Origin of the sequence: Pseudoduganella sp. S-14, assembly GCF_049913285.1 — a bacterium.
GTDB lineage: Bacteria > Pseudomonadota > Gammaproteobacteria > Burkholderiales > Burkholderiaceae_D > Rugamonas.
This window is the reverse complement of record NZ_CP183991.1, coordinates 6,113,258-6,137,172: the sequence shown is the minus strand read 5'-3', so window position 1 is coordinate 6,137,172 and position 23,915 is coordinate 6,113,258. Positions and strand designations below refer to the sequence as shown.

Genomic DNA, 23,915 nt, shown 5'->3' with positions numbered 1-23,915 from the left:
CATGCAGCGCCCCGCAACGACTGAAGCAGGAGGCGCCGGCGCGCCGGCAAGCGAAGCGCATTACGTCGCCGAATTCCTGCGCGTGCGCCAGCTGGCCGAACGCGGCGTGGCCAATGCCCAGCATAGCCTGGGTTTCATGTACTTCAACGGCCAGGGCGTGGCGCAAAGCCACGAGCTGGCGCTGGCCTGGTACCGCCAGGCCGCCAACGCAGGCCTGGAGCACGCGCAATACAACCTGGGCGTGATGTTCCAGAAGGGGCAGGGCGTGGACGCCGATTTCGCCGAGGCAGCGCACTGGTACCAGCTGGCCGCCGAGCAGGGCTACGCGGCCGCGCAGTACAACCTGGGCTGGCTGTACGCCAAGGGCCAGGGCGTGCCGCACGACACCGAGAAGGCGCGCTACTGGTTCGCCAAGGCCGCCGACCAGGGCGATCCCGGCGCGCAGAACAACCTCGGCATGATGTACGACAGCGGCCGCGGCGTGCCGCAGGACTTCGCGCAAGCGATCATGTGGTACCGCAAGGCCGCCGACCAGGGCTACGCCCGCGCCCAGTTCAACCTCGGCCTGCGCTACGACAACGGGCAGGGCGTGGCGCAGGACGGCAAGCAGGCGCTGGGCTGGTTCCGCAAGGCCGCCGAACAAGGCTACGCCGCCGCCCAGTTCAACCTCGCGCTACGCTACGACAAGGGACAGGACGTGGCGGCCGACGTCACGCGCGCCATCAAGTGGTACACCTTAGCGGCGCAGCAGGACCATGTCAGTTCGCAGTTCAACCTGGGCCTGATCTACGACAACGGCAACGGCGTGCCGCGCGACGAAGCGCTGGCGCTGAAGTGGTACCGCCGCGCCGCAGAACTGGGGCACGCCGGCGCGCAGAACAACCTGGGCCAGCGCTACCAGCACGGCCAGGGCGTGGCGCAGGACCAGCGCGCAGCCGCGCACTGGTACCGCAAGGCAGCCGAAGCCGGCCATCCTGCCGCGCAATACCATCTTGCGCAGCTGTACGAACAAGGCCACGGCGTGCCGCGTGACCAGCAGGAGGCCATCTTCTGGTACCGCAAGGCCGCCGACCAGGGCCACCTGCGCGCGCAGTTCGACCTCGGACTGCGCCATGAAACGGGGCAGGGCGTGCCGCAGGACGCGCGCAAGGCGCTGGCCTGGTTCCGCCGCGCCGCCGAACAGGATTACGTGGCCGCGCAATTCATGCTGGGCCAAGTCCACGACCGCGACGACGGTCCGGCGCCCGACCTGGCGCAGGCGAATGCCTGGTACCGCAAGGCCGCCGGGCAAGGCCACACGCTGGCCTGTTTCACGCTTGGCCTGCGCTACGACAACGGCCAGGGCCTGCCGCGCGACTTCACGCAAGCGCTGTCCTGGTACCTGGTTGCCGCGCGCCAGGGCCACGGCCGCGCCCAGCTCAATGCCGGCCTGATGTTCCTGGCCGGCCAGGGCACGCAAGCCGATGCCGAGCAAGCCTGGCGCTGGCTGTCGCTGGCCGAACGCAACGGCCAGCCAGCCGCCGCGCGCCACCTCGCCAGCGCTGCCGCCCGCCTCGCACCACACCAGCTAAGCGCATTGCACGCCGCGCCCCAACTCCTTTCAGCGTAAATTAGCGGCGACGCTGTTGCGGCCTTGGGCCGGAGGTGCCGCGTTGCTCGATGTGACGGAAGACGATGCGGCCTTTGTTCAGGTCATATGGCGACAACTCCAGCGTTACCTTGTCGCCAGCGATGATACGGATGAAGTTCTTCTTCATGCGCCCGCCGGTGTAGGCAATCAGCTTGTGGCCATTGTCCAGGTCCACGCGGAAGCGTTGTTCCGGCAGGATTTCGGTGACGACGCCGTTCATTTCGATGAGTTCTTCTTTTGCCATGGTGCTTTCCTTTGCGATCGGGCGGACGAGGTGCGAAAAAAAAGCCCGCGTTGTGGCGGGCTTCGTTTCAATGTAATGCCAATGTTTCAATCGCTGCTACAGCCCATGCTATCTGCACGGTGCGAAGCGGTCAGCCAATGCTATCTGCAAGGTGCCGGCCTGTGACCAATGTTTGGTGCTACAGGGTGAAGCTCTCGAGTACTTCACCGCGGAGCGCAGTATAACACAGGTTTTGTGCGCTGCACAAATTATTTGATTGCCGGCCCGCTCAGCGATAGCGGGAAGGGTCGAACGGGTAGCTGTAGATGTTTTCGATGAAACGCTCGCCGTCCTTGGCCTGGCGCGCGAGGTAGAGGCGCTTGCCGTGCACCCAGGGCGTGAATTCGGCCTGGGCGGTGTTAAACGGGGCGCCGATATTCTTCGGTGTGCTCCAGCCGTCCTTGCCGTTGAAGCTGATGTACAGGTCGACGTCGCCGGCGCCACCGGGCATGTCGGAGAAGTACAGCAGGTAGCTCTGGTCGGCTGCGACGTAGGGATTCGATTCGCGCCATGGACCGCTGTTGACCGGTTCGGGCATGCGCTCTGGCGCGACGTATCTGCCTTCGACGCGGCGCGAGCGCCACAGGTCCGATTTGCCTTCGGCGCCATTCTTCATGAAGTAGATGGTGCCGTCGGCGGCAATCGAGCCTGACGATTCGGATTCATCGCTGTTGATGTCGTGGCCGAGATGGACCAGCGGCCCCCAGCGGCCGTCCTGCAGCGCCACCGAATAGATGTCGAAGCCTTTGCGGGCAGGCTTGTCCGGCACCGGGCGGTTGGACTGGAAGATGATCGACTTGCCGTCGGGTGCAAAGGCCGGATCGATGTCGCGCGAGCCATCGGTGGCGGAGAACGGCACCGGTGCTGGCTTCTGCCACTTGCCATCGACCTTGTGCGATTCCACGATCACCAGCCTGGTTCGGGCGCCGCCTGATTGCACCCACAGCGCGTGCTGGCCATCGGGCGACAGCGTGAAGCCGAATACGCCGTTGTCTGACACCAGGCCTGGTTCGAACATGCCATCACTGGGCGAAGCGGCAATCGCAGCGGCCAGCAGCAGGGCGGAAATATTCATCAATGTGACATCAGGATAGCAGGTTTGCCGCCGTGCGACCGCAACAGCGGCGTGACCCGGACAGCGACAGCGCCGGGGGCTCAAGTGCAACGCCATGGTGACGCAATTGCCCCAAGCGTGCAACGCCTTTCACCGCGCGAAATGCGCTTCGATCTCTTCCAGCGTCTTGCCCTTGGTCTCCGGCAGCAGGAAGGCGGCGGCCAGGAAGTACACCACCGTGCATCCAGCCCAGAAGAAGAACATCGCCGCGTAGCCATGCCGGCCAACAGTCGGCAGGAACACAGCCGCAATGGTAGTGGAGACGAACTGGTTGACCAGCAGCGCGATACTCATGCCGTTGGAGCGGATGCGGGTTGGCATCAGCTCCGATAGCGCGAGCCAGACGCAGACGCCGGGGCCGACGGCGAAGCTGGCCACGAACAGGCAGATCGCCAGCGTTACTTGCCAGCCGTGCGTCGCCGAAGGCAGGGCGCCGATCTGCGCCTGCTCTATTTTCAGCGGCGCGCTGCGCCCTTCCGCCGGGTCGGCGAAGGGATTCAGGTGCAGGCGGCGGAAGACGGCGCCGATCACGCTGTCCGGCTGCACGGTGTCGTCGCGCGACAGCACCATTGGCGCCAGTGCAGGGTCGTCACTGCGGCGCGTCTGCACGTTGGTGAACGGGCCATAGGAGTAGGACACGGTAAGCATCTGCGGCGCCGCATCGGCGCCAGGCTGGGCGCCAAGCGCCTTCAGGGTCCGTGTGTCGAGGCGCAGCGACAGGGTATCGCCCTTGGCCTGCGCTGCCACGATGGCGCTGACGTCGCGCCGCTCGCTCTCCGCACTGCGGAACAGCAGGCCAGCGGCCAGCAGGGCGATCACGATGCCGCCGCTGCCCAGCATCAGCAGGAATTTGCGGCCCTTGCGGTCGACCAGCAGCACGGCCACCACGGTCATGATGGCGTTCAGCAGCTTGAGGCCAACATCGGCCATGTTGGCGGTGGCGCCGGGCAGGCCGGCCTGGTTCAGGATGTTGACGACGTAGGCCAGCACGGAATTGATGCCGGTCGCCTGCGTGCAGGCCAGCACCAGGCAGGCCAGCAGGAAAGGCAGCACGTAGCGGCGGCTCAGCAGGCGATCGTCGGCGGCCGTGGCAACGGCACCGCCACGGCCGGCAACCACGCCGCGCGCTGCGGCGATGTCGCCTTCGGTGGGCTCGCCGGCAGCGGCGCCATGCGCGGACATGCCGGCGGCAGCTTGCATATCGCGCAGTTCGGCATCGGCTTCGGCGGCGGCACGGGTGCGCAGCAGGGCGGCGCGGGCTTGTTCGCTGCGGCCGCGCTGCACCAGCCAGCGCGGCGATTCAGCCAGCAAGGCGCTGCCGAAAGTGAATACCAGGCCCGGTGCCAGGCACATCCAGAAGATGCTGCGCCAGGCGTGATCCTTGGCGTCGAAAACTGCGGCGGCACGCGCGGTTTCCGCCAAGGCTTGCGCGGCTTGCGTCGCGCCTTCGACATGTTGCGCCTGCACCAGGCCGATCACGGCTGCCGCCACCAGGCCGATGGTGAGCAGGAGCTGGAACAGGGCGGCGCCGCGGCCGCGCTGCTCGGCGCGCAGGCATTCGGCCAGGTACAAAGGCACGACTACGCCGATCAAGCCGCCGCTGATCCCTTGCAGCAGGCGCCCCAGCAACAGCGGGGTATAGCCGTCCGACAGCGCGATCAGGGGAATGCTGATGGTGAACAGGGCGCCGGCCAGCACCATCGCCCAGCGGCGTCCGATGGCGTCGGCAATGGCGCCGGCGAACAGCGAAGACAGCACGGAACCGAGCAGCACCGCAGCAACGATGAAGCTCAGTTGCTGGGCGCTCAGCTTCCACGCGACCGAGGCGGTCGACTCAAGGTAAGGCAGGGCGCCGGCAATGATGCCGACATCGATCCCGTAAAGCAGGCCGCCCATCCCGGCGATAAACAGTAAATAGCGCATGGATAAGGCCTGCATTGGATCTCCTGTAGTGTTATGAGAGTGGGATGGCCTCGCCTTCAACGAAGACGGCCACGGGGTGTAATGACTGGTCCAGCACGACGATGTCGGCCCAGGCCCCCGGCGCCAGGCGGCCGCGCTGCGACTCGCCCAGGTAATCGGCAGGGAAGAGCGACAGGCGCTGCGAAGCTTGCGCCACGTCCATGCCCAGGCTGACGAAGTTGCGCAAGGCCTGGTCCATGGTCAGCACCGAGCCGGCCAGCGAACCGGTGGCAAGGCGCACGCAGCCCATGCACTTGAACACGCGCTGGGTGCCGAGCGCGTATTCGCCGTCCGGCATGCCGGTGGCGGAGGTGGCGTCGGTCACGCCGTACAGGCGCGGAATGGCGCGCAGCGCGGCGCGCATGGCGCCCGGATGCACGTGCAGCAGGTCGGGGATGATCTCGGCATATTCCGCATGCGCCATGGCCACGTCCACCATGCCCGGCTCCTTGTGGCTCATGCCGGTCATGCCGTTGAACAGGTGGGTGAAGCCGGCGGCGCCGGCGCGCATGGCAGCCACGCCGTCGTCGTAGCTGCCGGCGCTGTGGCCGATCTGGACGCGGATGCCCATGTTCTTCAGGTGCGGAATCAGTTCCAGGTGGCCCGTCACTTCGGGCGCCATGGTCAGCACGCGGATCGGTGCGATGGCGTGGTAGCTCTCCACCAGGGCGCGGCTGCCGGTCACCACGTCGGGCGGCTGGGCGCCGAGGCGGCGGCGGTTCAGGAACGGGCCTTCCAGGTGCACGCCCAGCATGCGCGCGCCGTGCTGCGGGCGCTGCGCGATGACGCCGGCCAGGCCTTGCAGGGCGTGGCGAATCGAATCCTCCCTGGCGGTCAGGGTGGTGCCGAGCAGCGCGGTGGTGCCGTGCCGCGCGTGGCTGCGCGCTACCACGCTGCCGGCATCGCCGCCTTCCATGATGTCGACGCCGGAGGCGCCGTGCACGTGCAGGTCGACAAAGCCGGGGAGGATGGTCAGGCCGGCGCCGGACGGCCCTTCGGTGATGCTGGCGATGCGCTGGCCGAAAGCGATGCTGCCGTTGATCCAGCCGTCGGGAGTGAGGATGCGACCTTGCAGCATCTTCACTCCGCGACGATCACTTCAATGCCGCGCTTTTCCAGGCCATCGCGGTATTCGGCGCTGATGCTGGCGTCGGTGATGACGGTGTGCACGCGGTCCAGTTGCACGATGCGGTGCAGCGAGACGCGGCCGAACTTGGAAGCGTCGGTCAGCACGATGACTTTCTTGGCGCGCTCCACCATCTTGTGGTTCAGGTTTGCTTCCGCTTCGTGGTGGGTGGTGATGCCGAACTGCAGGTCGAAGCCGTCGACGCCGAGGAACAGCTTGTCGAAGTTGTAGGCCGACAGGCAGGCTTCGGCCTGGGCGCCCTGCAGCGACAGCGATTGCTTGCGCAGGCGGCCGCCGGTCAGGATCAGGTCCACGCCCGGCGCGTCGGCCAGCTCCCACGCGATGTTCAGGCCATTGGTCAGCACCGTCACGTCGCTGGCGTCGCGCAGCTGGCGCGCCAGCGAGATGGTGGTGGTGCCGGAGTCGATGATCACGTTATCGCCCGGCTGCACCATGCGGGCGGCCAGCAGGCCGATTTGCTCTTTCTGCGCCTGGTTCAGCGAATCCTTCTGGCGGATGGTGTGCTCGGTCGGCGGCGTGCGCGCCAGCAGGGCGCCGCCGTGGCTGCGCTGCACCAGGCCCTGGGATTCGAGCACACTGAGGTCGCTGCGGATGGTGACGGCGGAGACGCCTAGCTTGTCCACCAGGTCGGTGACCTGGACCGAACCATGTTGTACGATCGCCTGCAGGATGGTTTCGCGGCGTTGGCTGGTATTTCGCATGTCTTTTGTCGCTGGCTGTCAAAACGTCGAGCTTAACAGATGGCAGCAGCCACGGGCCCGGCAGCGGCGTTGGCGCTGCAGGCGCGCGCATATTGCGCCAGCACGCGGCCGACCTTGTGTTCCAGCAGGGCTTGCGGCGCAGCCGCCAGTTCTCCCTGCAGCACGGCGGGCAATTGCTCCGGCAGGTATTGGCTCAGCAAAGGCAGCGGGATGCTGCGGCCGGCCAGGTTGGCCAGGAGCTGGCTGACGGCGGCGGCCACGGCCGGTTCGCCCCAGTAATAGCGGCAGCGGTCGGACAGGCCGTAGCGGCGCATCAGGCGCTGTTCCGCGGCGCTGCCCAGGTAATGTTTTTGCCAGTGCTGCGGCTTGGCCAGCATGGCCTCGTCCAGCACGTCCATCAGGCGCGAGGCCTGCTCCTTGCCCAGCAGGGCTTCTTCGATCAGGCACAGCGCCAGCAAGCCTTCGCGCAGGGCGAAGGTGGCGGCCGGGCCGACCTTGAGGATGGCGTAGTGGTCGCGCACCATCTGGTGCAGGCCCGCTTCGCGCTGGTAGTCGGTGGAATGCGCTTCGAACACCAGGCCGGGCTGGCTGGCGGCGAAGGCGGACAATCCGGCCGCCGCAAGCGCGTCGTAGTGCTGCACATTGGCCTGGTCGAAATCGACGCCCGGCTGCACCACCATGGCGATCACGCGCTGCCATGCAGCGTAGAGGCCGGCTTTGGCGAAGGCGCGGCGGTGCACCTCGAGTGTGCGCTGCGCCGCTTGCGGCGCGGTGACGGCAAGCGCCTGTTCCAGCGATGCCTCGCCGCCCGGCACAGGCACTTCGGTGCCGATCACATACACCGGTGGCGGCAGGCCGGCGCGGGCCGCCGACTGCTCGGCGATGATGGCCAGGCGGACCGCGCGGGCGGCCACGGTTTCGTCGCTCAGCACCGGCTCGTCGTCGGCGCAGCGCATGCTGCAATCGAGGTGGATCTTGTGGAAGCCGGCCGACACATAGGCGTCGATCAGCACGTCGGCATGCGCCATGGCGCTGGCCGCGTCCTGCGACTGCCAGGCGTTGGGGCCGAGGTGGTCGCCGCCCAGTACCAGGCGTTCGGCCGGGAAGCCCTGCTCCTGCGCCAGGCGATGCACATAATCGCGGAATTGCGCCGGCTTCATGCCGGTGTAGCCGCCGAACTGGTCTACCTGGTTGGAGGTGGCTTCTACCAGCAGTGGCGTGCCGTATTGCGCGGCCACCTGCATGGCGGCGCGCAGCACGGCGGGGTGGCTGCAGCAGACGCTGTACAGGCCGACGGCCTGGCCGGCGCGGTGCGCCTCGACGATTTGCAGGACTGGGGAAAGCCGGGCAGGCTGGTTCATGGTCCTCTTACCGGGTTTGTTGGCGCGCCAGCAGGGCGGCGCCGCGTGCACCGCCGGCATCGCCGAAGCGTGGCGGCAGCACGGGCGGCGTTTGCACACCGCGGAACAGGTGGCGGCGCATGGCGGCCGGCAGTTGCTGGTACAGGTGGGCCAGCTTGGACAGGCCGCCGCCCAGCACGATGGCGTGCGGGTCGTAGGCCAGCACCAGGCCGGCCATGGCGTGGCCCAGCAGGTCGAGGTGGATCGCCAGCGCTTGCGCGGCCAGGGCGTCGCCGTTATTGGCGCGGCCCACGATCGCCAGCGGCTGTGCGCCGTCGCCGCCGAGGCGGGCGTGCAGCTGCGACAGGCCGGGGCCGGAGACATAGCGCTCGAGGCAGCCCTGCTTGCCGCAAGGGCAGTCCAGCACCGGCAGCTTGTAGAGGGCCAGCAGCGGCGCGGGAATCGTCCAGTGGCCCCACTCGCCGGCGATGGCGTTGAAGCCGCGTTGCAGGCGGCCGTCGACGCAGTAGCCGCCGCCGGCGCCGGTGCCGATGATGGCGCCGAACATGGTGGGCAGGCCAGCTGCAGCGCCGCCTTGCGCTTCCGACAGGGCGAAGCATTGGCAGTCGTTGCCGATGACGACGGGACGCGCCAGCGCTTCCTGCAGGGCGGCGGCGACCAGGCGCCCGTTCAGGGCCGGCACGTTGGAGCTGAGCTGGCGGCCGGTGGCGCTGTCGATCACGCCGGGCAGGCCGATGCCGACTGCGGCGGCCGGTGCCTGCGCGCCAAGCGCTGCATCGCCGCGCGCCGCCAGGCCGGCGATTGCGGCGACGAATTCATTGAAGTCGGTGCCCGGCGTCGCGACGCGCTCGCGGAACACTTCCCGCAGTTCGCCGCCGGCATCGATCCACGACACCAGTTCGATCTTGGTGCCGCCGATGTCGATGCCGTGATAGCCGGTTTGCTCAGAACTGGTCATGGCGATAGATGGTGACGCCTTGCACCACGCGGTTGACGGTGCCGTCGGCGAAGGGATTGTCGGGTGCCAGGCCCAGCGCGGCCGACTGGTGCAGGGCGTATTGCTGCGCCATCAGCAACCAGAGTGGCGCCAGCCAGGCATCCGGCAAAGCGGGCGCTGCGACCGTGATGTCGGATTCGCTGCCGACGGTGACCACCGAACCTGCCACGCCTTCGCGGCGCAGCTCCTGCAGCAGGTCTTCCTCATAACGGCGCGCCAGCGCCTTGCTGCTGCGGAACAGCACAACCAATGATTGCTTGTTCAGCGCCGACTTCGGGCCGTGGCGGAAACCGAGCGCGGTGTTCGACATGGCCAGCACGCGGCCGCTCGTCAGTTCCAGGACTTTCAGCGCGGATTCCCTGGCCAGGGCTTCCAGCGGACCGCTGCCCAGGTAGACCACGCGCTGCACCGGCTGCGCGGCCAGCGTGGCCAGCGGTGCTGCCCAGTCGCGCAATGCGGTGTCGCCGGCCTGCGCCAGCGCTGCCAGGTGCTCCTGCCATTCGCCCCTGCCCAGCACGCACAGGGCGGCCAGCAGCATGCAGCTGAAGCTGCTGGTCATGGCGAAACCGCGGTCGCAACTGGCGGCAGGCATCAGCAGGTTGAAGGTGCGCGCGTCGGAATCGCCCTTGCGTGCCAGCTGGCCTTGCGCATTGCAGGTGATGTTCAGGAAGCGTGCGTCGGCTACCAGCTCGCGCACCAGGTCGACCGTGGCCAGGCTTTCCGGGCTGCTGCCGCTACGGGCGAAGGACACCAGCAGGGTTGGCGCGTCCGGATCGAGGTAAAGCTCCGGGTGGGTCAGCAGGCTGGTGCTGGCCACGGCGCGCACCTGCGCAGGCCAAGCCGCGTTCAGTTCATCGGCAACGATCTCGCCGACATAAGAGGAGCTGCCGGCGCCGGTCAGGATCACGCGCTGCTGCGGATTGTGCAGGCAGCCGCCGACGAAAGCAGCAATGTCGGCGGCGCGGCTTTGCAGGCTGCTGCGCAGTTCGCGCCACAGGGCCGGCTGCTGCGCAATCTCTTCGGCGGTATCGAGACCGCTGATATCGCGCCAGGATTGCGGGTCACGCTGGAGGAGGGTAGTCATCGAAAAAAGAAAAGTTATTCGTTGGCTGAAAGCATAAATAGTATATTTCGAAAAGTCAAATACGAAAGATAAACGAAAGATATGGTTGGCTGAACGGTGTGCCGGAACGGTGGCGGAGCTTCCATCATTCAGCATGCTACGTTGCGTGATAGCTACTATGTGAAAGATATTGCGCTGCGGTATCGACAAAACGAAAGTAAAATGCGTGAAAAATCGGTGCAAAAGCGCAGTTTCCTTTCTTTTTGTTGACCTTTTTTGCTTTTATTCCTAAAGTAGGACCATCAAAACGAAAAATATTGCACCTGAGGCAGGCTTATGAAGAGACGCACCCGCACTGCAATTGCCGCTGCCGCCATGGCGCTGGCTACTGGCGCCGCCCTGGCAGCCCCGCTCGGAAAACTGCGCAGCATTGCTGCCGCGCCGGCCGCTGCTGCGGCAGGCCTGTCGTGGGACCTCGCGACAGAATCCGGCGCCATCGTGCGCGTCAGCCTGCTGCAGGACGACGTGCTGCGCATCTGGGCTGGCCCCAAAGGCAAACTGAGCGATGCCGGCGACAAGGCGGCCGCCATCGTGATCGGCAAGCCGGCCGCGCATATTGAGCATAGCGTAAGCGAACAGCCCGACCACATTTTGCTGCGCACTGCGAAACTGGCCTTGCGCATCGACCGCAACCCCTTGCGTTTCAGCCTGTTCCGCGCTGGCGAAACGCAGCCGCTGTGGCGCGAAGTGCAGCCGCTGGAGCTGGGCGACAGAACCAGCGTGCAGACCCTGTCCAGCGACAAGGCGGAACGCTTCTTTGGCGGCGGCCAGCAGAATGGCCGTTTCGAGTTCAAGGGGCGCCAGCTTGACGTGTCGTATTCAGGCGGATGGGAAGAGGGCGACCGCCCAAGCCCGGCGCCATTTCTTATGAGTTCGCGTGGCTGGGGCATGCTGCGCAACACCTGGTCCGACGGCAGCTACGACTTGCGCCAGCAGGACGTAGTGGCCTTGCAGCACGCAGAACCGCGCTTCGATGCCTACTACTTCGTCGGCAAGGATGTGCGCGACGTGCTGGCGCGCTACACCGAGTGGACCGGCCGCGCGCGCATGCTGCCGCGCTGGGCGCTGGAATACGGCGATGCCGATTGCTATAACGACGGCGACAATGTGAAGAAGCCGGGCACCGTGCCGAAAGGCTGGAGCGATGGCCCAAGCGGCAAGACGCCGGACGTTGTCGATTCGGTGGCGCGCAAATACCGTGAGAACGATATGCCGGGCGGCTGGATCCTGCCCAACGACGGCTACGGCTGCGGCTATACCAGCCTGCCGGAAACCGTGCAGGGCCTGGCGAAATACGGCTTTCGCACCGGCCTGTGGACCGAGAACGGCGTCGACAAGATCAAGTGGGAAGTAGGCAGCGCCGGCAGCCGGGTGCAGAAGCTGGACGTGGCCTGGACCGGCAAGGGCTACCAGTTCTCGCTCGATGCCAACAAGTCGGCTTACGACGGCATCCTGGACAACTCCGACAGCCGCCCTTTCATCTGGACCGTGATGGGCTGGGCCGGTACGCAGCGCTATGCGGTGGCGTGGACTGGCGACCAGAGTGCAAGCTGGGACTACATCCGCTGGCACGTGCCGACGCTGGTGGGCTCCGGCCTGTCCGGCCAGGCGTATGCGACCGGCGACGTGGATGCGATCTTTGGCGGCAGCCCCGAAACCTATACCCGCGACCTCCAGTGGAAGGCCTTCACGCCGGTGCTGATGGGGATGTCGGGCTGGTCTGCCAATGCGCGCAAGCATCCGTGGTGGTTCGACGAGCCTTACCGCAGCATCAATCGCCGCTACCTGAAACTCAAGCTGCGCCTGACGCCGTACATGTACACGCTGGCGCACGAAGCGGAACAGACCGGCGCGCCGCTGGTGCGCGGCCTGATGTGGGATTACCCATCCGACCCTGCCGCCTTCACCGAAGCGTACAAGTACCAGTTCCTGCTGGGCCGCGATGTGCTGGTAGCGCCCGTGTATCGCAGCCATGCGGTGTCGCAAGGCTGGCGCAAGGCGATCCATCTGCCGCAGGGAACCTGGTTCGAGTACTGGGACGGCCGCCAGGCAACGGCCGGCGCCGCGGGGCGCGACATCGACCTGCAGGTCACGCTCGACAAGCTGCCGCTCTTCGTTCGCGCCGGCGCCATCCTGCCGATGTATCCGGAAGTCCTGTACGACGGCGAAAAACCGAAGGACGTACTGACGCTGGACCTGTATCCGCATGGCGAATCCTCGTTCACGCTGTACGAAGACGACGGCAACACGCGCCAGTACCAGAAGGGCGCATTCAGCCGGCAGGTCCTGCGCATGCGTGAAACCGGCGACACCGTGAGCGTCGACATCGCCCCGGTGGAAGGCAGCTACGCAGGCCAGGAGGCACGCCGAAGCTACGTGTTGCGCATGCTGACGCGCCAGCGCCCGGCGGCGGTCGCCGCTGCAAGCCGCACCCTGCCCGCACGCGCGGACCGCGCTGCCTATGACGCTGCCGCTGAAGGCTGGTATTACGACCCGCAGGACCGCACCGGCACGCTGCACGTGAAAACCGCGAAGCAGGACATCCGCCAGCCACTGCAAATCAGCGTCCAGGGTGCGCGAGCGCTGGCCGCGCAAGACGGCAGCTTCCCGCAAGCCCCTGAACTGGGCCGCGCCTTGCCGCCGGACGCCTTGCTGGTGGTGAACCGCCCCGCAGAGGAGCCTGGACACCCGCTTGAAAACGCCTTCGACGACAAAGCCGCCACCTGGTTCCGCACCACCCGCAACCAGTCGATCCGCACCGGCGCCCACGAATGGACCATCGGCTTCACCGAGCGCCGCCTAGTCGACGGCATCGAGATCGCGCCGCGCAACGACGAGCACTGGAAGCACGGCCAGGTGCGGGACTATGAAATCTACATCGCCGACACGAACGGCGAATGGGGCAAGCCGAACTTCATCGGCCGCCTGAAGCTGCAGAAGGAAACGCAGACCATCAACTTCCCGGCCACAGCTGGCCGCCTGCTGCGCTTCCGCGTGCTCAGCACGCAGAACCCGGAAGGCGAAGGCGCGGCTTCCACCGACCCGATGGTGACGGCCGCCGTGCAGGCGCCGGCCAAGGCAATCAACGCCATGCAGCCGGCCGAAGTGGGGCCGATCGCGTTGTCCAGCTTCCGCATCCTCGAACATCGTGCGAAGGAAGGCGCGGAGCAGCAAAGCTTCCTGTCGGACCTGCCATTGCCGAAAGGCGTCGGACGCGATCGTCCTGCCGGCAAGGGAAAGGAAATGCGCATGAACGGCCTGTGGTTCCGCAAGGGACTGGGCGTCGGCCCCGCCAGCCGCATCGAGCTGCAACTGGAAGGCAACTGGAACGTGCTGCGCGCCGACCTGGGCGTGGACGACAGCTGCCGTAGCGCCGGCGGCCTGCAGTTCCAGGTCTGGAGCGGCGAGCGCCTGCTGTACGACAGCGGCCTGGTGACTGCGCCTGCCGTCGTCAAGCCGGAAATCGATGTACGCGGGTTGAGGCAACTCAGCCTGCGGACCCTGGGGGCGCGCGGCGCCCAAGCAGCCCAGGTTTGCGGCAACTGGGCCAATGCCGTACTGCTAGGCACAGAAGGCGCCACCGCCAAGACGCGCTGACCGCACTTTTTTCGTCACTAAGAACGAACCCCTCTTCGGACCGGGGAGGGCGTTTTGCAAACTAAAAAAAGGAGATGCAAGTGGAACTGAGGAAATTGATCGCTGCGCTGGCAGCCATTGGATTTGCTGGCGGGGCCTTGGCAGATGGGGCGGATGACAGGGAGGACGAGAAAGGCGAGAAAGGCGAGAAGATCCATCGCGTCGAAGTGACAGGCTCGAGCCTGAAGCGCATCAACGCCGAAACCGCATCGCCGGTGCAGGTCATCGACGCCAAGCAGATCGAAAACATGGGCGCCCGCACCCTGATGCAAGTGCTGGACAACCTGCCGGCGGCGCGCCCGGCCCAGCAAGACTTCCGTTCCATGTTCACCGGCTCCGACGGCGCCTCGCAAGCGAACCTGCGTGGCCTCGGCGCGCAAGGAACCCTGGTGCTGCTGAACGGCCGCCGCCTGTCCTTCTACGGCGCACCGGCCGGCTTCCAGACCATGTTCGTCAATATCGACTCGATTCCCGCCGCGGCGATCGAGCGCATGGAGATCCTGACTGATGGTGCGTCTGCGGTGTACGGCTCGGACGCGGTGGCCGGCGTGATCAACGTCATCACCAAGAAAAACTACCAGGGCCTGGAAGCGAAGGTCAGCACCGACCATTCGCAGGAGGTGTCGGCCTACGGCGAGCACCAGGCCAGCCTGGTGTACGGGAAGGGCGACTTCGGCAGCGACGGCTACAACTTCATGGCGTCCCTGAACGTGTACAAGCGCGACCGTATCGCGCTGGCCGATACCTACGACAAGCGGCCCGACTACTTCTACGTCAACAACCCGAACTTCATTTCGAACTTCCGCGTCGGCGTCGGCAGTGAACCGGGCCAGCCCAACCCCGGCACCTTCTTCGTATTCGATCCGGCCAGGAACAACGCCCGCACCCAGCGCGCAGTGAGCGGCTGTTCCACCATGATCGCCGAAGCATCCGGCACCCGCTGCGTGTGGAACAACCTGCCGTACTCCATCGATACCGGCCCGACTTCCGACCGCGCAACCGGCTTCCTGTCCGGCCGCAAGAAGCTTGGCGAAGACCTGGAATTCTTTGCCGAAGCAGCCTTTACCCACATCAAGCTGCGCGGCGAGAACGGCCCGCGCAGCTTCAACAGCGGCACCACCAACAACTGGTTCTCACGCAATACCGGCACCACGCTGAACACCTTCAGCTACCCTTACCTTGGCCCCAACAACGTCTACCTGAAAGGCAAGCTCGATGCCGACATGGCCGCCAAAATGGGCGGCGCGGCGGGCCTGAACTACGTACTGCAGGATGCGGTCGGCCACTTCGGCCAGAAGAACCTGGACGACAACTACCGCGTGCTGGCCGGCCTGAAGGGGCACCTGGCCGGTAGCTGGGACTTTGAAACCGCACTGGGCGTGGCGGGCAGCCATTCCACCTTGTACCAGACCATCAACGTGAATACCAAAGGCTTCGAAAAGGCCTTCGGTCCTTTCACCAAGGACCCTGTCACCGGGCGCAGCTATATCGCTGACAACCCGGCCTACAAGTTCGGCGAAATCAGCGAAGCCAATGCGGCCCTGATCCGCGAAGCGTATCCGACCTTCGACATCCACTCCTGGACCAAGCTGATTACTTTCGACGCCAAGGTGGAAGGCACGCTGTTCAAGCTGGGAGAGCGTGAAGTGCGCGCCGCCTTCGGCACCAACCTGATGCGCGAAAGCTTCGATACCCCCGGCAATCCGGATGCCGCCAATGGCCTGATCACGCAGCAGGGCGGTTCCTGGTTCGACGGCAAGCGCACTGTCAGCGCGCTGTTCGGCGAAGTGGTGGTGCCGGTGACCGACACGCTGGAAGTCAACGCCGCGGCGCGCCTGGACAAATACCCGCACTTCTCCGCCAATCTGGCGCCGAAAGTCGGCGTGCAATGGCGCGCCCGTCCTGAAATCATGGTGCGCGGTACCTACTCGGAAGGCTTCCGTGCTCCCAACCTGGCCGAATCGGGCAGCGGCGGCGTGTTCGCCCAGGTAGGCGGCATCCGCGACACTGTGCGCTGCGACGAAACCAACGCCATTGCCAAGCTGCTGCAGATGTCTGTCACCGCGACCGACCGCGACCTGGGCAAGACCCTGCTCAATTCGAACTGCTCGACCACCGTGGGCGGCCTGACCCCGCCGAACCCGAACCTGACGCCGGAAAAAGCCAAGATCTCGACTCTGGGCCTGGTGCTCCAGCCGGCCAAGGACGTCAGCATCTCGCTGGACTACTGGTTCATCTACCGCCGCAACGAAATCGTGCGCCAGGACTTCAACCAGCTGTTCACCGCGCTGGTCGACCAGTACGGCCCAAGCCTGGCCGGCACCGACAAGGCAATCCGCAACGAGCTTTCCGATGCCGACCGCGCCAATATGGCGGCCGTGGCCGCCATGTGCGCCAATCCCGCCAACGCCGCTGCCTGCACCGGCCCGCTGCCGAAGTACTCGGTGGGCAACCTGGGTGGCCTGATCAATTCCTACTCGAACCGCGGCCGCACCCTGCTGGACGGCTTCGACATCGATGCCCGTACGCGCTTCTCGCTGGGCGAATACGGCAAGCTGGGTGCCGGCGCCGCATTCACCATCCGCAAGCGCGAAACCTACAACTACGAAGACGGCAGCGGCTTCTCCGGCAACTACGTCGGTTACTACGATTCGCCGCGCCTGCGCGCCACCTTCAACGCCGACTGGACGTATCAGAACCTGGTCACCAGCCTGTTCGTGAACTACACCGGCAAGGCCAAATGGGCATTCGGCGCATACGATACCGACAACGCACCGGAAAACTGCACCGCCGGCGGCGTCGCGCTGCCGGACAACCTGTGCGGGGGCCAGCCTTCGTACTACACCGTCAACCTTGGCTTCAACTGGAAGCCGGTCAAGAACCTGGACCTGGGCCTGAACATCAAGAACGTCACCAACAAGAGGCCGTACTACGACCCGAACGGATGGGAAGGATACAACCACCAGCAAAACCTGTTCGGCCGCGTCTTCTCGCTCTCGGCCAACTACAAGTTCTGGTAACCTGCGACCCAACCAAAGAGGTAACGACTAGATGGACAAGCAATTCAATCGACGACACTTCCTCACCGCTGGCGCCGCGCTGGCGGGCAGCCTGCTGCTGCCTTCCGCCTTTGCGGCGGGCGGCCGCGAAAAGCTCCGGCTCGGCATGATCGGCACCGGCATGCGCGGCCAGGTGCTGCTGCGCGAACTGGTGCGCCGCGACGACGTGGAAGTCGCTGCCCTGTGCGATATCGAGCCGATCATGCTGGGCAAAGCCCTGGCGCAGTTCGAGAAGGCCGGCAAGGCCAAGCCGCGCACCTTCGGCGAGGACGGCGACAAGCACGCCTACCGCCGCATGCTGGACGCGAAACAGCTCGATGGCGTCATCATCGCCACGCCTTGGGAATGGCATGCGCAAATGGCGATCGACGCCATGCAAGCCAGGGTGCCTGTCGGCTGCGAGGTAGTAGCAGGCGTGACGCTGAAAGATCACTGGGACGTGCTGGACACCCAGCTCAAGACCGGCACGCCGTACATGCTGCTGGAAAACGTTTGTTATCGGCGCGACGTGATGGCGGTGCTGCAGATGGTGCGCTCCGGCCTGTTCGGCGAACTGGTGCACCTGCAGGGCGGCTACCAGCACGACCTGCGCGCCGTGAAGTTCAACAACGGCGATCCGGCCAAGCCATACGGCAGCGGCATCGAGTTCGGCGCCAAGGGCTGGTCGGAAGCGAAGTGGCGCACCGAGCACTCCGTGCAGCGCAATGGCGAGCTGTATCCAAGCCATGGCATCGGGCCGTGCGCGATGTACACCAACATCAACCGCGGCAACCGCTTCACCCGCATCAACACCTTCGCCACCAAGGCGCGCGGCCTGCACGACTACATCGTCAAGCAGGGCGGCGCCGATCATCCGAGCGGCAAGGTGAAGTTCAGCCTGGGCGACGTGGTAACCACCACGCTGGCCTGCGAGAACGGCGAGACCATCATCCTGCAGCACGACACTTCGCTGCCGCGTCCTTACTCGCTGGGCTTCCGCGTGCAGGGCACCAATGGCTTGTGGATGGACGTTAACCATTCCATCCACATCGAAGGCAAAAGCAAACCGCACCAGTGGGACGACTTCCAGGCCTACCAGGACCAGTATGACCACCCGTTGTGGCGCAAGTACGCCAGCGACGCAGCTGGCGCGGGGCACGGCGGCATGGACTACTTCGTGATCCACGCTTTCGTGGAAGCGCTCAAGGCGCGTGCGCCAATGCCGATCGATATCTACGACGCGGTGACGTGGAGCGCCATCACGCCGCTGTCCGAGCAATCGATTGCGCAGGATTTCCGGACGCTGGACTTCCCTGACTTCACGCGCGGCCAGTGGAGCAAGCGCAAGCCGATTTTCGCTTTCGACGATAGCTACTGAGATCGCTGATGTAATATTGTCGTTCTCTTAACCAATTAGAAAGAGTAAGAGGATGACAAGGAAAGTACTAACCGCCGTGGCATTCAGCCTGCTGGCGGCAAGCGCCTGGGCGCAGGAAGACGCCCAGGCATCAGAAGGCGATACGGTTGTGATCACGGGCCAGCGCCCCGGCCCGGGCCTGTGGAAGGTCAGTAAAGGCGAACACGTGATGTACGTCTTCGGCGATTATGCACCGCTGCCGATCAAGATGGACTGGCGCTCCCATGAAGTGGAAGCCATCATCGCCAAGTCCCAGGAATACCTGCCCAAGCCGTCATTTGGCATTTCCGTCGGCTGGTGGGGCGGCATCAAGATGCTGCCATTTGCCATCGGAATCAAGAATAATCCGGACGGCGGCAAGCTGATCGACGTGCTGCCCGCCGATACTTACGACCGCTGGCAAGCGCTCAAGACAAAATACATCGGCAAGAACGACAGCATCGAGCGGGAACGCCCGATGTTCGTTGCTGACACGCTGTACCAGCAAGGGTTGGAAAAGAACGGCCTGACCATGCGCACCGACGTCTATTCGAAGCTCGACAAGCTGGTGAAGCAGTACAAGGTGAAGGTCACGTCCAGCAACGTCCAGACCGAACTCGAAAGCCCGACCGAGGCCCTGCGCGCATTCAAGAATTCACCCGGAACGGACGTGCTTTGCTTTGCCAGGACAGTGGAGCGCCTCGAGTCCGATCTCGATGCGATGCGCGCGCGCGCCAATGCATGGGCGGTCGGCGACATGTCGAAGATCTCTTCCCTGAGCTTTGCCGACCGCGAGGCCGCATGCACCGACGCAGTGCTGAACAACGACGCGTTCAAATCGAACGAGAAGCTGAAGCAGGTGAAGGAAACAATGCAGAAGAACTGGCTGGCCAACGCCGAGCGCGCACTTGAAGCCAATGATTCGACCTTCGCCGTGCTGCCGCTGGTGCGCCTGCTCGATCCGAAAGGCCCCCTGGCCGTGCTGCAGGCCAAGGGCTACAAGGTCGAGGCGCCCGAGTAAGCGCCCCCGCTTCACCTTTACGCTAGCCTGGCGCGCCTTGCATCGGCGCCGGCTTGCGGCGGCAGCTTGAACACTTCCAGTGCCTTGGCGACGGCCTGCGCCTGCAGGTCCAGCACGCCGGTGGCAGCGGAAGCTTCCTCCACCATCTGGCTGTTCTGGCGCGTCACCTCGTCAAGCTGCACGATGGCGTCTTTCACCTGGTTGACGCCGTCGCTCTGTTCGCGCGTCGCACCGCGGATATCGCCCATGATGGAGGCCACGCGGCCGATCGCGGAAATCACCGCATCCATGTCCTTGCCGGCCGTGGTGGCCACGTTGGCGCCGCCTTCGATCTTGCCGGCAGAGGCATCGATCAGGACTTTGATGTCCTTGGCCGCCGCCGCGCTGCGCTGCGCCAGGCTGCGCACTTCGCTTGCTACCACCGCGAAACCGCGGCCGCTTTCGCCGGCGCGCGCCGCTTCCACCGCTGCATTGAGGGCCAGGATATTGGTCTGGAAAGCGATGCCGTCGATCAGGCCGATGATGTCGACGATCTTGTGCGAGGACTGCCGGATCTCGTCCATCGCCGTCACCACCTGCGCCACGGCGACGCCGGTGCGTTCGGCCAGCGCAGTCGCTTCGGTCGCCACGCCGTTGGCGGTATTGACGTTGTCGGCGGTCTGGCTCACGGTGCCGGTAATCAGCCCCATATGCGCCGTGGTCTGTTCCAGGTTGGCCGCCTGCGCTTCGGTGCGCGCTGCCAGGTCGACGTTGGCGCTGCGCACCTGCGTCGTGGTGCTGCGCGTCAGGGCGAAATTGCCGCGGATGTCGCCCAGTATCGACGCCAGGTTCAGGTTCAGCTGGCGCACGAAGGCCTGCAGCTGGCCCAGTTCATCGTGGCGGTCGACCGCCATGCGCGTGGTCAGGTCGCCGCCGGCCAGGATGCGGGTGGCGTTGATGCAGGCCTGGACCGGCGCCACGATGGCGCGGTGCAGGTTGTACCAGCCGTACAGTGCCAGCGCCGCCAGCAGCAACGCCTGCACGTGCAACACGGAGTCGGGGTAGGGCAGCACGGCATGCAGCGCCATTGCCAGCGCCAGCAGCGCCATGCTGCCGAAGCACAGCGCCATGCGTTGCGACAGTGAGATGTCGCGCAGCGCATTGGCGATCTTCTTGCGGCCGCGCGGTGCAGCAGCGCCGCGCGCGATGCGCACGCCATCCGGGTTCGGGCCTTTGACGGTGCGGTACAAAGCCTCGGCATCCCTGACCTGCTGCGGCTTCGGTTTGGTGCAGACCGACATGAAGCCTGTCGTGCGGTTCTTCTCGATCACGGGGGTGACGTTGGCGATGCACCAGAAATAGCCGCCATTCCTGCGGCGGTATTTGACCAGGCCGCGCCATGGTTCGCCCGCCATGGTGGTGCGTAGCATGTCCTCGTCGATTTGCGCCGGCATGTCCGGGTGATAGAAGGCCTTTTGCGGGCGTCCGATCAGGTCCTCGCCGGCGTAGTCGCCGACAGCGATGAACGTCGAATTGGTGTAGGTCAGGCGGCCCTGCAGGTCGGTGGTGATGACGATGGGTTTGCCGTCTTCAAGCAGGGTTTCGTGTTCGGCTGCGGTGAGTGTGCTGCGCATTTTTGACACTTTGTTTCAGTTGGGAAAGATCGCAGAGCATACTAGCAGATCGACGAATGGCCGCGCCGAAAGCGTGGCCATTTCGTGGTTTTTCCACCAAAACAGTTGTCGCTCAGTTAAGTTGGCAGTTCCATCGCAAAGCCGACGCCAAAGCGGTTCCAGGCGTTGATGGCGACGATGACGAAGGTCAGTTCCGACAGCTCCTGTTCGCTGAACTGGGCAGCGACCTCGCTGTACACCTGGTCCGGTGCGCCGTTTTTGGAGAGTTCGGTCAGCGTTTCGGTCCACAGCAGCGCGGCGCGTTCGCGCTCGTCGAAGAAGGGCGTTTCGCGCCAGGCCGGCAGCGCCAGCAGGCGGCGCACGTCTTCGCCGTGCTTCAGCGCGTCCTTGCTGTGCATGTCGATGCAATAGGCGCAGCCATTGATCTGCGAAGCGCGGATCTTGACCAGCTCGCGCAGCGAGAGCGGCAGCAGCGATTCGGCGATGGCGCGCTCGAGTCCCATCATGGCCTTCATGGCGGTCGGGGCGGCGGCGTAGTAGTTGATGCGTTTCATGATATCTCCTGAGAAGCGATGAATCCACTTTAGTCTGGACGAGTTTGCGGATAAACTGGTCTTTATCGTTTTGAATATACGGAAAGTCGAACAATCATGGCTTTTGACCGTCTCGAGGCGATGCGCGCCTTCTGCCGCATCGTCGAGGTAGGGAGTTTCGTCGGCGCGGCCGAAGCACTGGGCGTGCCGAAGACCACCATCTCCGGCCAGATCCAGGGGCTGGAGGCGCACCTGGGCATGAAGCTGCTGCACCGGACCACCCGCCGCGTGTCGCCCACCACCGACGGCGCGGCCTATTACGAAGGCGCCCGCGCGCTGCTCGACGACCTGGACGAACTGGAGTCCTCGCGCCACGATGCGCGCGGCCGTGTAAGGGTTGAAATGCCATCGCCGGTCGGCACGGGCCTGATCATCCCGGCCTTGCCGGATTTCGCAGCGCGCTATCCGGATGTGCGGCTCGATATCGGCTGCGGCGAGCGCGTGGTGGACCTGGTGCAGGAGGGAATCGATTGCGCCTTGCGCGGCGGGCCGGTGGCGGACCAGGACCTGGTGGCAAGGCCGGTGGGGAATATGCGCTTTTGCCTGTGCGCTGCGCCGTCCTACCTGGCGTCGGCCCCGAGGCTGGCGGCAGTGGATGACCTGCCAGCGCACCGCTACCTTGGCTTCGTGTTTGCAGCGACAGGCCGCCAGCACGTCCAGTCGCTGCAGCGCGGCGACCAGCGCTACGTGATCGAGCAGCTGCCCGCCATGCGCTTCAATAGCGCCGCTGCATACGTCGCGGCGGGCGTGGCGGGTCTCGGCATCCTCAATATCCCGCGTGCGGAAGCGGCGCAGCATTTGCGCAGCGGCGCGCTGGTGGAAGTGCTGGCCGACTGGCACCTGGGCAGCATGCCGATCAGTCTTGTCTACCCGTATGCACGCAGGCTGTCATCGCGCGTGCGCGCTTTTACCGACTGGGCCACCGCCTTGATGGCGAGCGACCCTTTGTGGCGCTAAGGCTTGACGACCCTGGCGCCAACCAGCTTCGCGACGCCGGCCAGCGTGGTCTGCGCAGCGTTCAGGCCAAGCAGGAAGTCCTTGTCCGAATAGTTCGAGTACAGGTCGGTCGGCTGGTGCCAGTGCGGGTTCCAGCCGGAGCCGATCTGCTGCCCGCGTTCGTTCTCGCGCAGCGAGATCGAAGGCACCAGGTCCATGAAGGGCGTGGAGTCGGTGTTGGTCATGTGGAAGCCGACCGCAGCCGGATAGTTGGTCGCGTACTTGTCGTTCGCCGCGCGGAAGTCCCATGCCAGCCTGGCCGAAGCTTCGGCCTGTTTCGAGTTGGACTGGAACTCGATATTCACGTCCGCCTCCGCGCGCTGCTCTTTCGGCAGTACGTAGACCGGGTGGCCTTTCGCGTCCAGCACCGGCTTGCCGGCGTCGTCGAGCTTGGGGACCGGCATGCCGTGGTCGAACAGCATCATGTCGTGCTGGATCATGCCCAGCCAGCGCGGTTCAGGGTATTTGCCCGAGCCTTTCGGCGACTCGATGCCTTGCAGGTTCTTGCGCTGCTCGACGTAGGCGGCTGCGCCGTTCAAGCCGGTTTCCTCGTTGTTCCACAGGGCGAAGCGGATCGAGCGCTCGGTTTCCACGCCCGGCGCATTGAAGATGCGCGCCAGCTCCATCACCAGCGCTGTGCCGGAACCGTCGTCGTTGGCAGCTTCGCCAAAGCCGATGCCGTCCATGTGCGCGCTGACGATCATCATTTCGTCGGGACGGGTCTTGCCGATCTTGGTGCAGTAGACGTTCTCGCGCAGCGAGGTGCCTTGCGGCGTCTGTTCGGCGTTGAGTGCGCGCAGCCGTTCATCGGGCTGCTTCATCGGATCGGTATTCACGCCGGTGGGCGCGCGGTTGCCGAACAGCGTGCTGCCGCCCTGGCCGGGAGGTCCGCCCGCGCCGCCACCCGCCGCCACCGCCGGCTTGCCGCGCGCGGCCGGTTCGGTGAACTGGTACTGCAGGCGTTCCACGTTGGAGCAGCCATACGCTTTCAACTGCGCCTCGATCCAGTCCAGCGCCTGGCGGTTGCGTTCCGTGCCGTGGCGCCGGTCGCCGAACCTGGTCAGGCTCTTGATGGTAGCCTTGTACTTTTCGAGTTCGAGCTGGTTCACCAGCGCGGAGATCGGATCGGCTGCCGCTGCCGTTTGTGCGTGGGCGGCATTTGCCGCGAAGGCCAGTGCGATGCTGAGGGCGACGCTTGCTTTCATTGGGAGCTATCCTGTTATGTGGTCCGGGCATTTTGCACCTTCCGCGCCGGCTGCTGCGTGAATTTTCAATGGCGCGACGCCATAACCGTGATACCGAAA

At 65.3% G+C, this 23,915-nt stretch carries 17 protein-coding genes; 6 read left to right on the top strand and 11 right to left on the bottom strand.

Annotation, left to right across the window (positions count from 1 at the left end; translation table 11 throughout):
- Position 1: 1 nt before the first annotated feature.
- Positions 2-1,609 (top strand): SEL1-like repeat protein, encoded by a 1,608-nt coding sequence (locus ACN9MZ_RS28305; RefSeq protein WP_426340110.1) that lies wholly within the window; start codon positions 2-4, stop codon positions 1,607-1,609.
- Position 1,610: 1 nt separating this feature from the next.
- Here the strand turns inward: ACN9MZ_RS28305 and infA are convergent, their stop codons facing one another.
- The 8 genes from infA to ACN9MZ_RS28265 form a co-directional block, all read right to left on the bottom strand.
- Complete coding sequence (gene infA / locus ACN9MZ_RS28300; RefSeq protein WP_426340109.1) at positions 1,611-1,874, bottom strand: translation initiation factor IF-1; 264 nt, start codon at positions 1,872-1,874, stop codon at positions 1,611-1,613.
- Between the two features lie 268 nt (positions 1,875-2,142).
- Positions 2,143-2,988 (bottom strand): TolB family protein, encoded by an 846-nt coding sequence (locus ACN9MZ_RS28295; RefSeq protein WP_426340108.1) that lies wholly within the window; start codon positions 2,986-2,988, stop codon positions 2,143-2,145.
- A gap of 129 nt (positions 2,989-3,117) precedes the next feature.
- Complete coding sequence (locus ACN9MZ_RS28290; protein WP_426340107.1) at positions 3,118-4,965, bottom strand: MFS transporter; 1,848 nt, start codon at positions 4,963-4,965, stop codon at positions 3,118-3,120.
- 16 nt (positions 4,966-4,981) lie between these two features.
- A complete protein-coding gene (locus ACN9MZ_RS28285; protein WP_426340106.1) occupies positions 4,982-6,067 on the bottom strand; it encodes an N-acetylglucosamine-6-phosphate deacetylase in 1,086 nt (361 codons plus the stop codon).
- 2 nt (positions 6,068-6,069) lie between these two features.
- Entirely contained in the window at positions 6,070-6,837 is a 768-nt protein-coding gene (locus ACN9MZ_RS28280; RefSeq protein WP_426340105.1) for a DeoR family transcriptional regulator, read from the bottom strand.
- Between the two features lie 32 nt (positions 6,838-6,869).
- Positions 6,870-8,198: a D-tagatose-bisphosphate aldolase, class II, non-catalytic subunit gene (locus tag ACN9MZ_RS28275; RefSeq protein WP_426340104.1), complete on the bottom strand. Its 1,329-nt coding sequence runs from the start codon at positions 8,196-8,198 to the stop codon at positions 6,870-6,872.
- 7 nt (positions 8,199-8,205) lie between these two features.
- Complete coding sequence (locus tag ACN9MZ_RS28270; RefSeq protein WP_426340103.1) at positions 8,206-9,156, bottom strand: ROK family protein; 951 nt, start codon at positions 9,154-9,156, stop codon at positions 8,206-8,208.
- Complete coding sequence (locus tag ACN9MZ_RS28265) at positions 9,143-10,279, bottom strand: SIS domain-containing protein (protein ID WP_426340102.1); 1,137 nt, start codon at positions 10,277-10,279, stop codon at positions 9,143-9,145. The genes ACN9MZ_RS28270 and ACN9MZ_RS28265 overlap by 14 nt, the downstream gene beginning before the upstream one ends.
- Before the next feature lie 315 nt (positions 10,280-10,594).
- On the opposite strand from ACN9MZ_RS28265, the gene ACN9MZ_RS28260 reads away from it, so the two are divergent.
- The 4 genes from ACN9MZ_RS28260 to ACN9MZ_RS28245 all read left to right on the top strand — a co-directional run bounded on the left by ACN9MZ_RS28260 (position 10,595) and on the right by ACN9MZ_RS28245 (position 19,409).
- Positions 10,595-13,915, top strand: coding sequence for a TIM-barrel domain-containing protein (locus ACN9MZ_RS28260; RefSeq protein ID WP_426340101.1), 3,321 nt, complete (start codon positions 10,595-10,597; stop codon positions 13,913-13,915).
- An 80-nt stretch (positions 13,916-13,995) separates the two neighbouring features.
- Positions 13,996-16,974 (top strand): TonB-dependent receptor plug domain-containing protein, encoded by a 2,979-nt coding sequence (locus ACN9MZ_RS28255; protein WP_426340100.1) that lies wholly within the window; start codon positions 13,996-13,998, stop codon positions 16,972-16,974.
- Between the two features lie 31 nt (positions 16,975-17,005).
- On the top strand, positions 17,006-18,370 hold the full coding sequence (locus ACN9MZ_RS28250; RefSeq protein ID WP_426340099.1) for a Gfo/Idh/MocA family protein: 1,365 nt from the start codon (positions 17,006-17,008) through the stop codon (positions 18,368-18,370).
- 52 nt (positions 18,371-18,422) lie between these two features.
- A complete protein-coding gene (locus tag ACN9MZ_RS28245; RefSeq protein WP_426340098.1) occupies positions 18,423-19,409 on the top strand; it encodes a TraB/GumN family protein in 987 nt (328 codons plus the stop codon).
- Between the two features lie 17 nt (positions 19,410-19,426).
- On the opposite strand, the gene ACN9MZ_RS28240 is transcribed toward ACN9MZ_RS28245, so the two are convergent.
- A complete protein-coding gene (locus tag ACN9MZ_RS28240; protein WP_426340097.1) occupies positions 19,427-21,022 on the bottom strand; it encodes a methyl-accepting chemotaxis protein in 1,596 nt (531 codons plus the stop codon).
- A 116-nt stretch (positions 21,023-21,138) separates the two neighbouring features.
- The gene (locus tag ACN9MZ_RS28235) at positions 21,139-21,579 is read right to left on the bottom strand and encodes a carboxymuconolactone decarboxylase family protein (protein ID WP_426342969.1); all 441 of its coding nucleotides are present in this window, start codon (positions 21,577-21,579) and stop codon (positions 21,139-21,141) included.
- A gap of 93 nt (positions 21,580-21,672) precedes the next feature.
- Between ACN9MZ_RS28235 and ACN9MZ_RS28230 the strand changes: the two genes are divergently transcribed.
- Positions 21,673-22,572, top strand: coding sequence for a LysR substrate-binding domain-containing protein (locus ACN9MZ_RS28230; RefSeq protein WP_426340096.1), 900 nt, complete (start codon positions 21,673-21,675; stop codon positions 22,570-22,572).
- Here ACN9MZ_RS28230 and ACN9MZ_RS28225 read toward each other — a convergent pair.
- Positions 22,569-23,816: a M28 family metallopeptidase gene (locus ACN9MZ_RS28225; protein WP_426340095.1), complete on the bottom strand. Its 1,248-nt coding sequence runs from the start codon at positions 23,814-23,816 to the stop codon at positions 22,569-22,571. The genes ACN9MZ_RS28230 and ACN9MZ_RS28225 overlap by 4 nt on opposite strands.
- Between the last annotated feature and the right edge of the window lie 99 nt (positions 23,817-23,915).

Excerpts from the sequence above, each read along its gene's own strand:
- ACN9MZ_RS28245 (WP_426340098.1), top strand. The coding sequence starts at position 18,423 with ATGACAAGGAAAGTACTAACCGCCGTGGCATTCAGCCTGCTGGCGGCA.
- ACN9MZ_RS28240 (WP_426340097.1), bottom strand. The coding sequence starts at position 21,022 with ATGCGCAGCACACTCACCGCAGCCGAACACGAAACCCTGCTTGAAGAC.
- ACN9MZ_RS28225 (WP_426340095.1), bottom strand. The coding sequence starts at position 23,816 with ATGAAAGCAAGCGTCGCCCTCAGCATCGCACTGGCCTTCGCGGCAAAT.
- ACN9MZ_RS28265 (WP_426340102.1), bottom strand. The coding sequence starts at position 10,279 with ATGACTACCCTCCTCCAGCGTGACCCGCAATCCTGGCGCGATATCAGC.
- ACN9MZ_RS28275 (WP_426340104.1), bottom strand. The coding sequence starts at position 8,198 with ATGAACCAGCCTGCCCGGCTTTCCCCAGTCCTGCAAATCGTCGAGGCG.
- ACN9MZ_RS28260 (WP_426340101.1), top strand. The coding sequence starts at position 10,595 with ATGAAGAGACGCACCCGCACTGCAATTGCCGCTGCCGCCATGGCGCTG.
- ACN9MZ_RS28270 (WP_426340103.1), bottom strand. The coding sequence starts at position 9,156 with ATGACCAGTTCTGAGCAAACCGGCTATCACGGCATCGACATCGGCGGC.
- ACN9MZ_RS28290 (WP_426340107.1), bottom strand. The coding sequence starts at position 4,965 with ATGCAGGCCTTATCCATGCGCTATTTACTGTTTATCGCCGGGATGGGC.
- ACN9MZ_RS28295 (WP_426340108.1), bottom strand. The coding sequence starts at position 2,988 with ATGAATATTTCCGCCCTGCTGCTGGCCGCTGCGATTGCCGCTTCGCCC.
- ACN9MZ_RS28305 (WP_426340110.1), top strand. The coding sequence starts at position 2 with ATGCAGCGCCCCGCAACGACTGAAGCAGGAGGCGCCGGCGCGCCGGCA.
- ACN9MZ_RS28230 (WP_426340096.1), top strand. The coding sequence starts at position 21,673 with ATGGCTTTTGACCGTCTCGAGGCGATGCGCGCCTTCTGCCGCATCGTC.
- ACN9MZ_RS28280 (WP_426340105.1), bottom strand. The coding sequence starts at position 6,837 with ATGCGAAATACCAGCCAACGCCGCGAAACCATCCTGCAGGCGATCGTA.
- ACN9MZ_RS28285 (WP_426340106.1), bottom strand. The coding sequence starts at position 6,067 with ATGCTGCAAGGTCGCATCCTCACTCCCGACGGCTGGATCAACGGCAGC.
- ACN9MZ_RS28250 (WP_426340099.1), top strand. The coding sequence starts at position 17,006 with ATGGACAAGCAATTCAATCGACGACACTTCCTCACCGCTGGCGCCGCG.
- infA (WP_426340109.1), bottom strand. The coding sequence starts at position 1,874 with ATGGCAAAAGAAGAACTCATCGAAATGAACGGCGTCGTCACCGAAATC.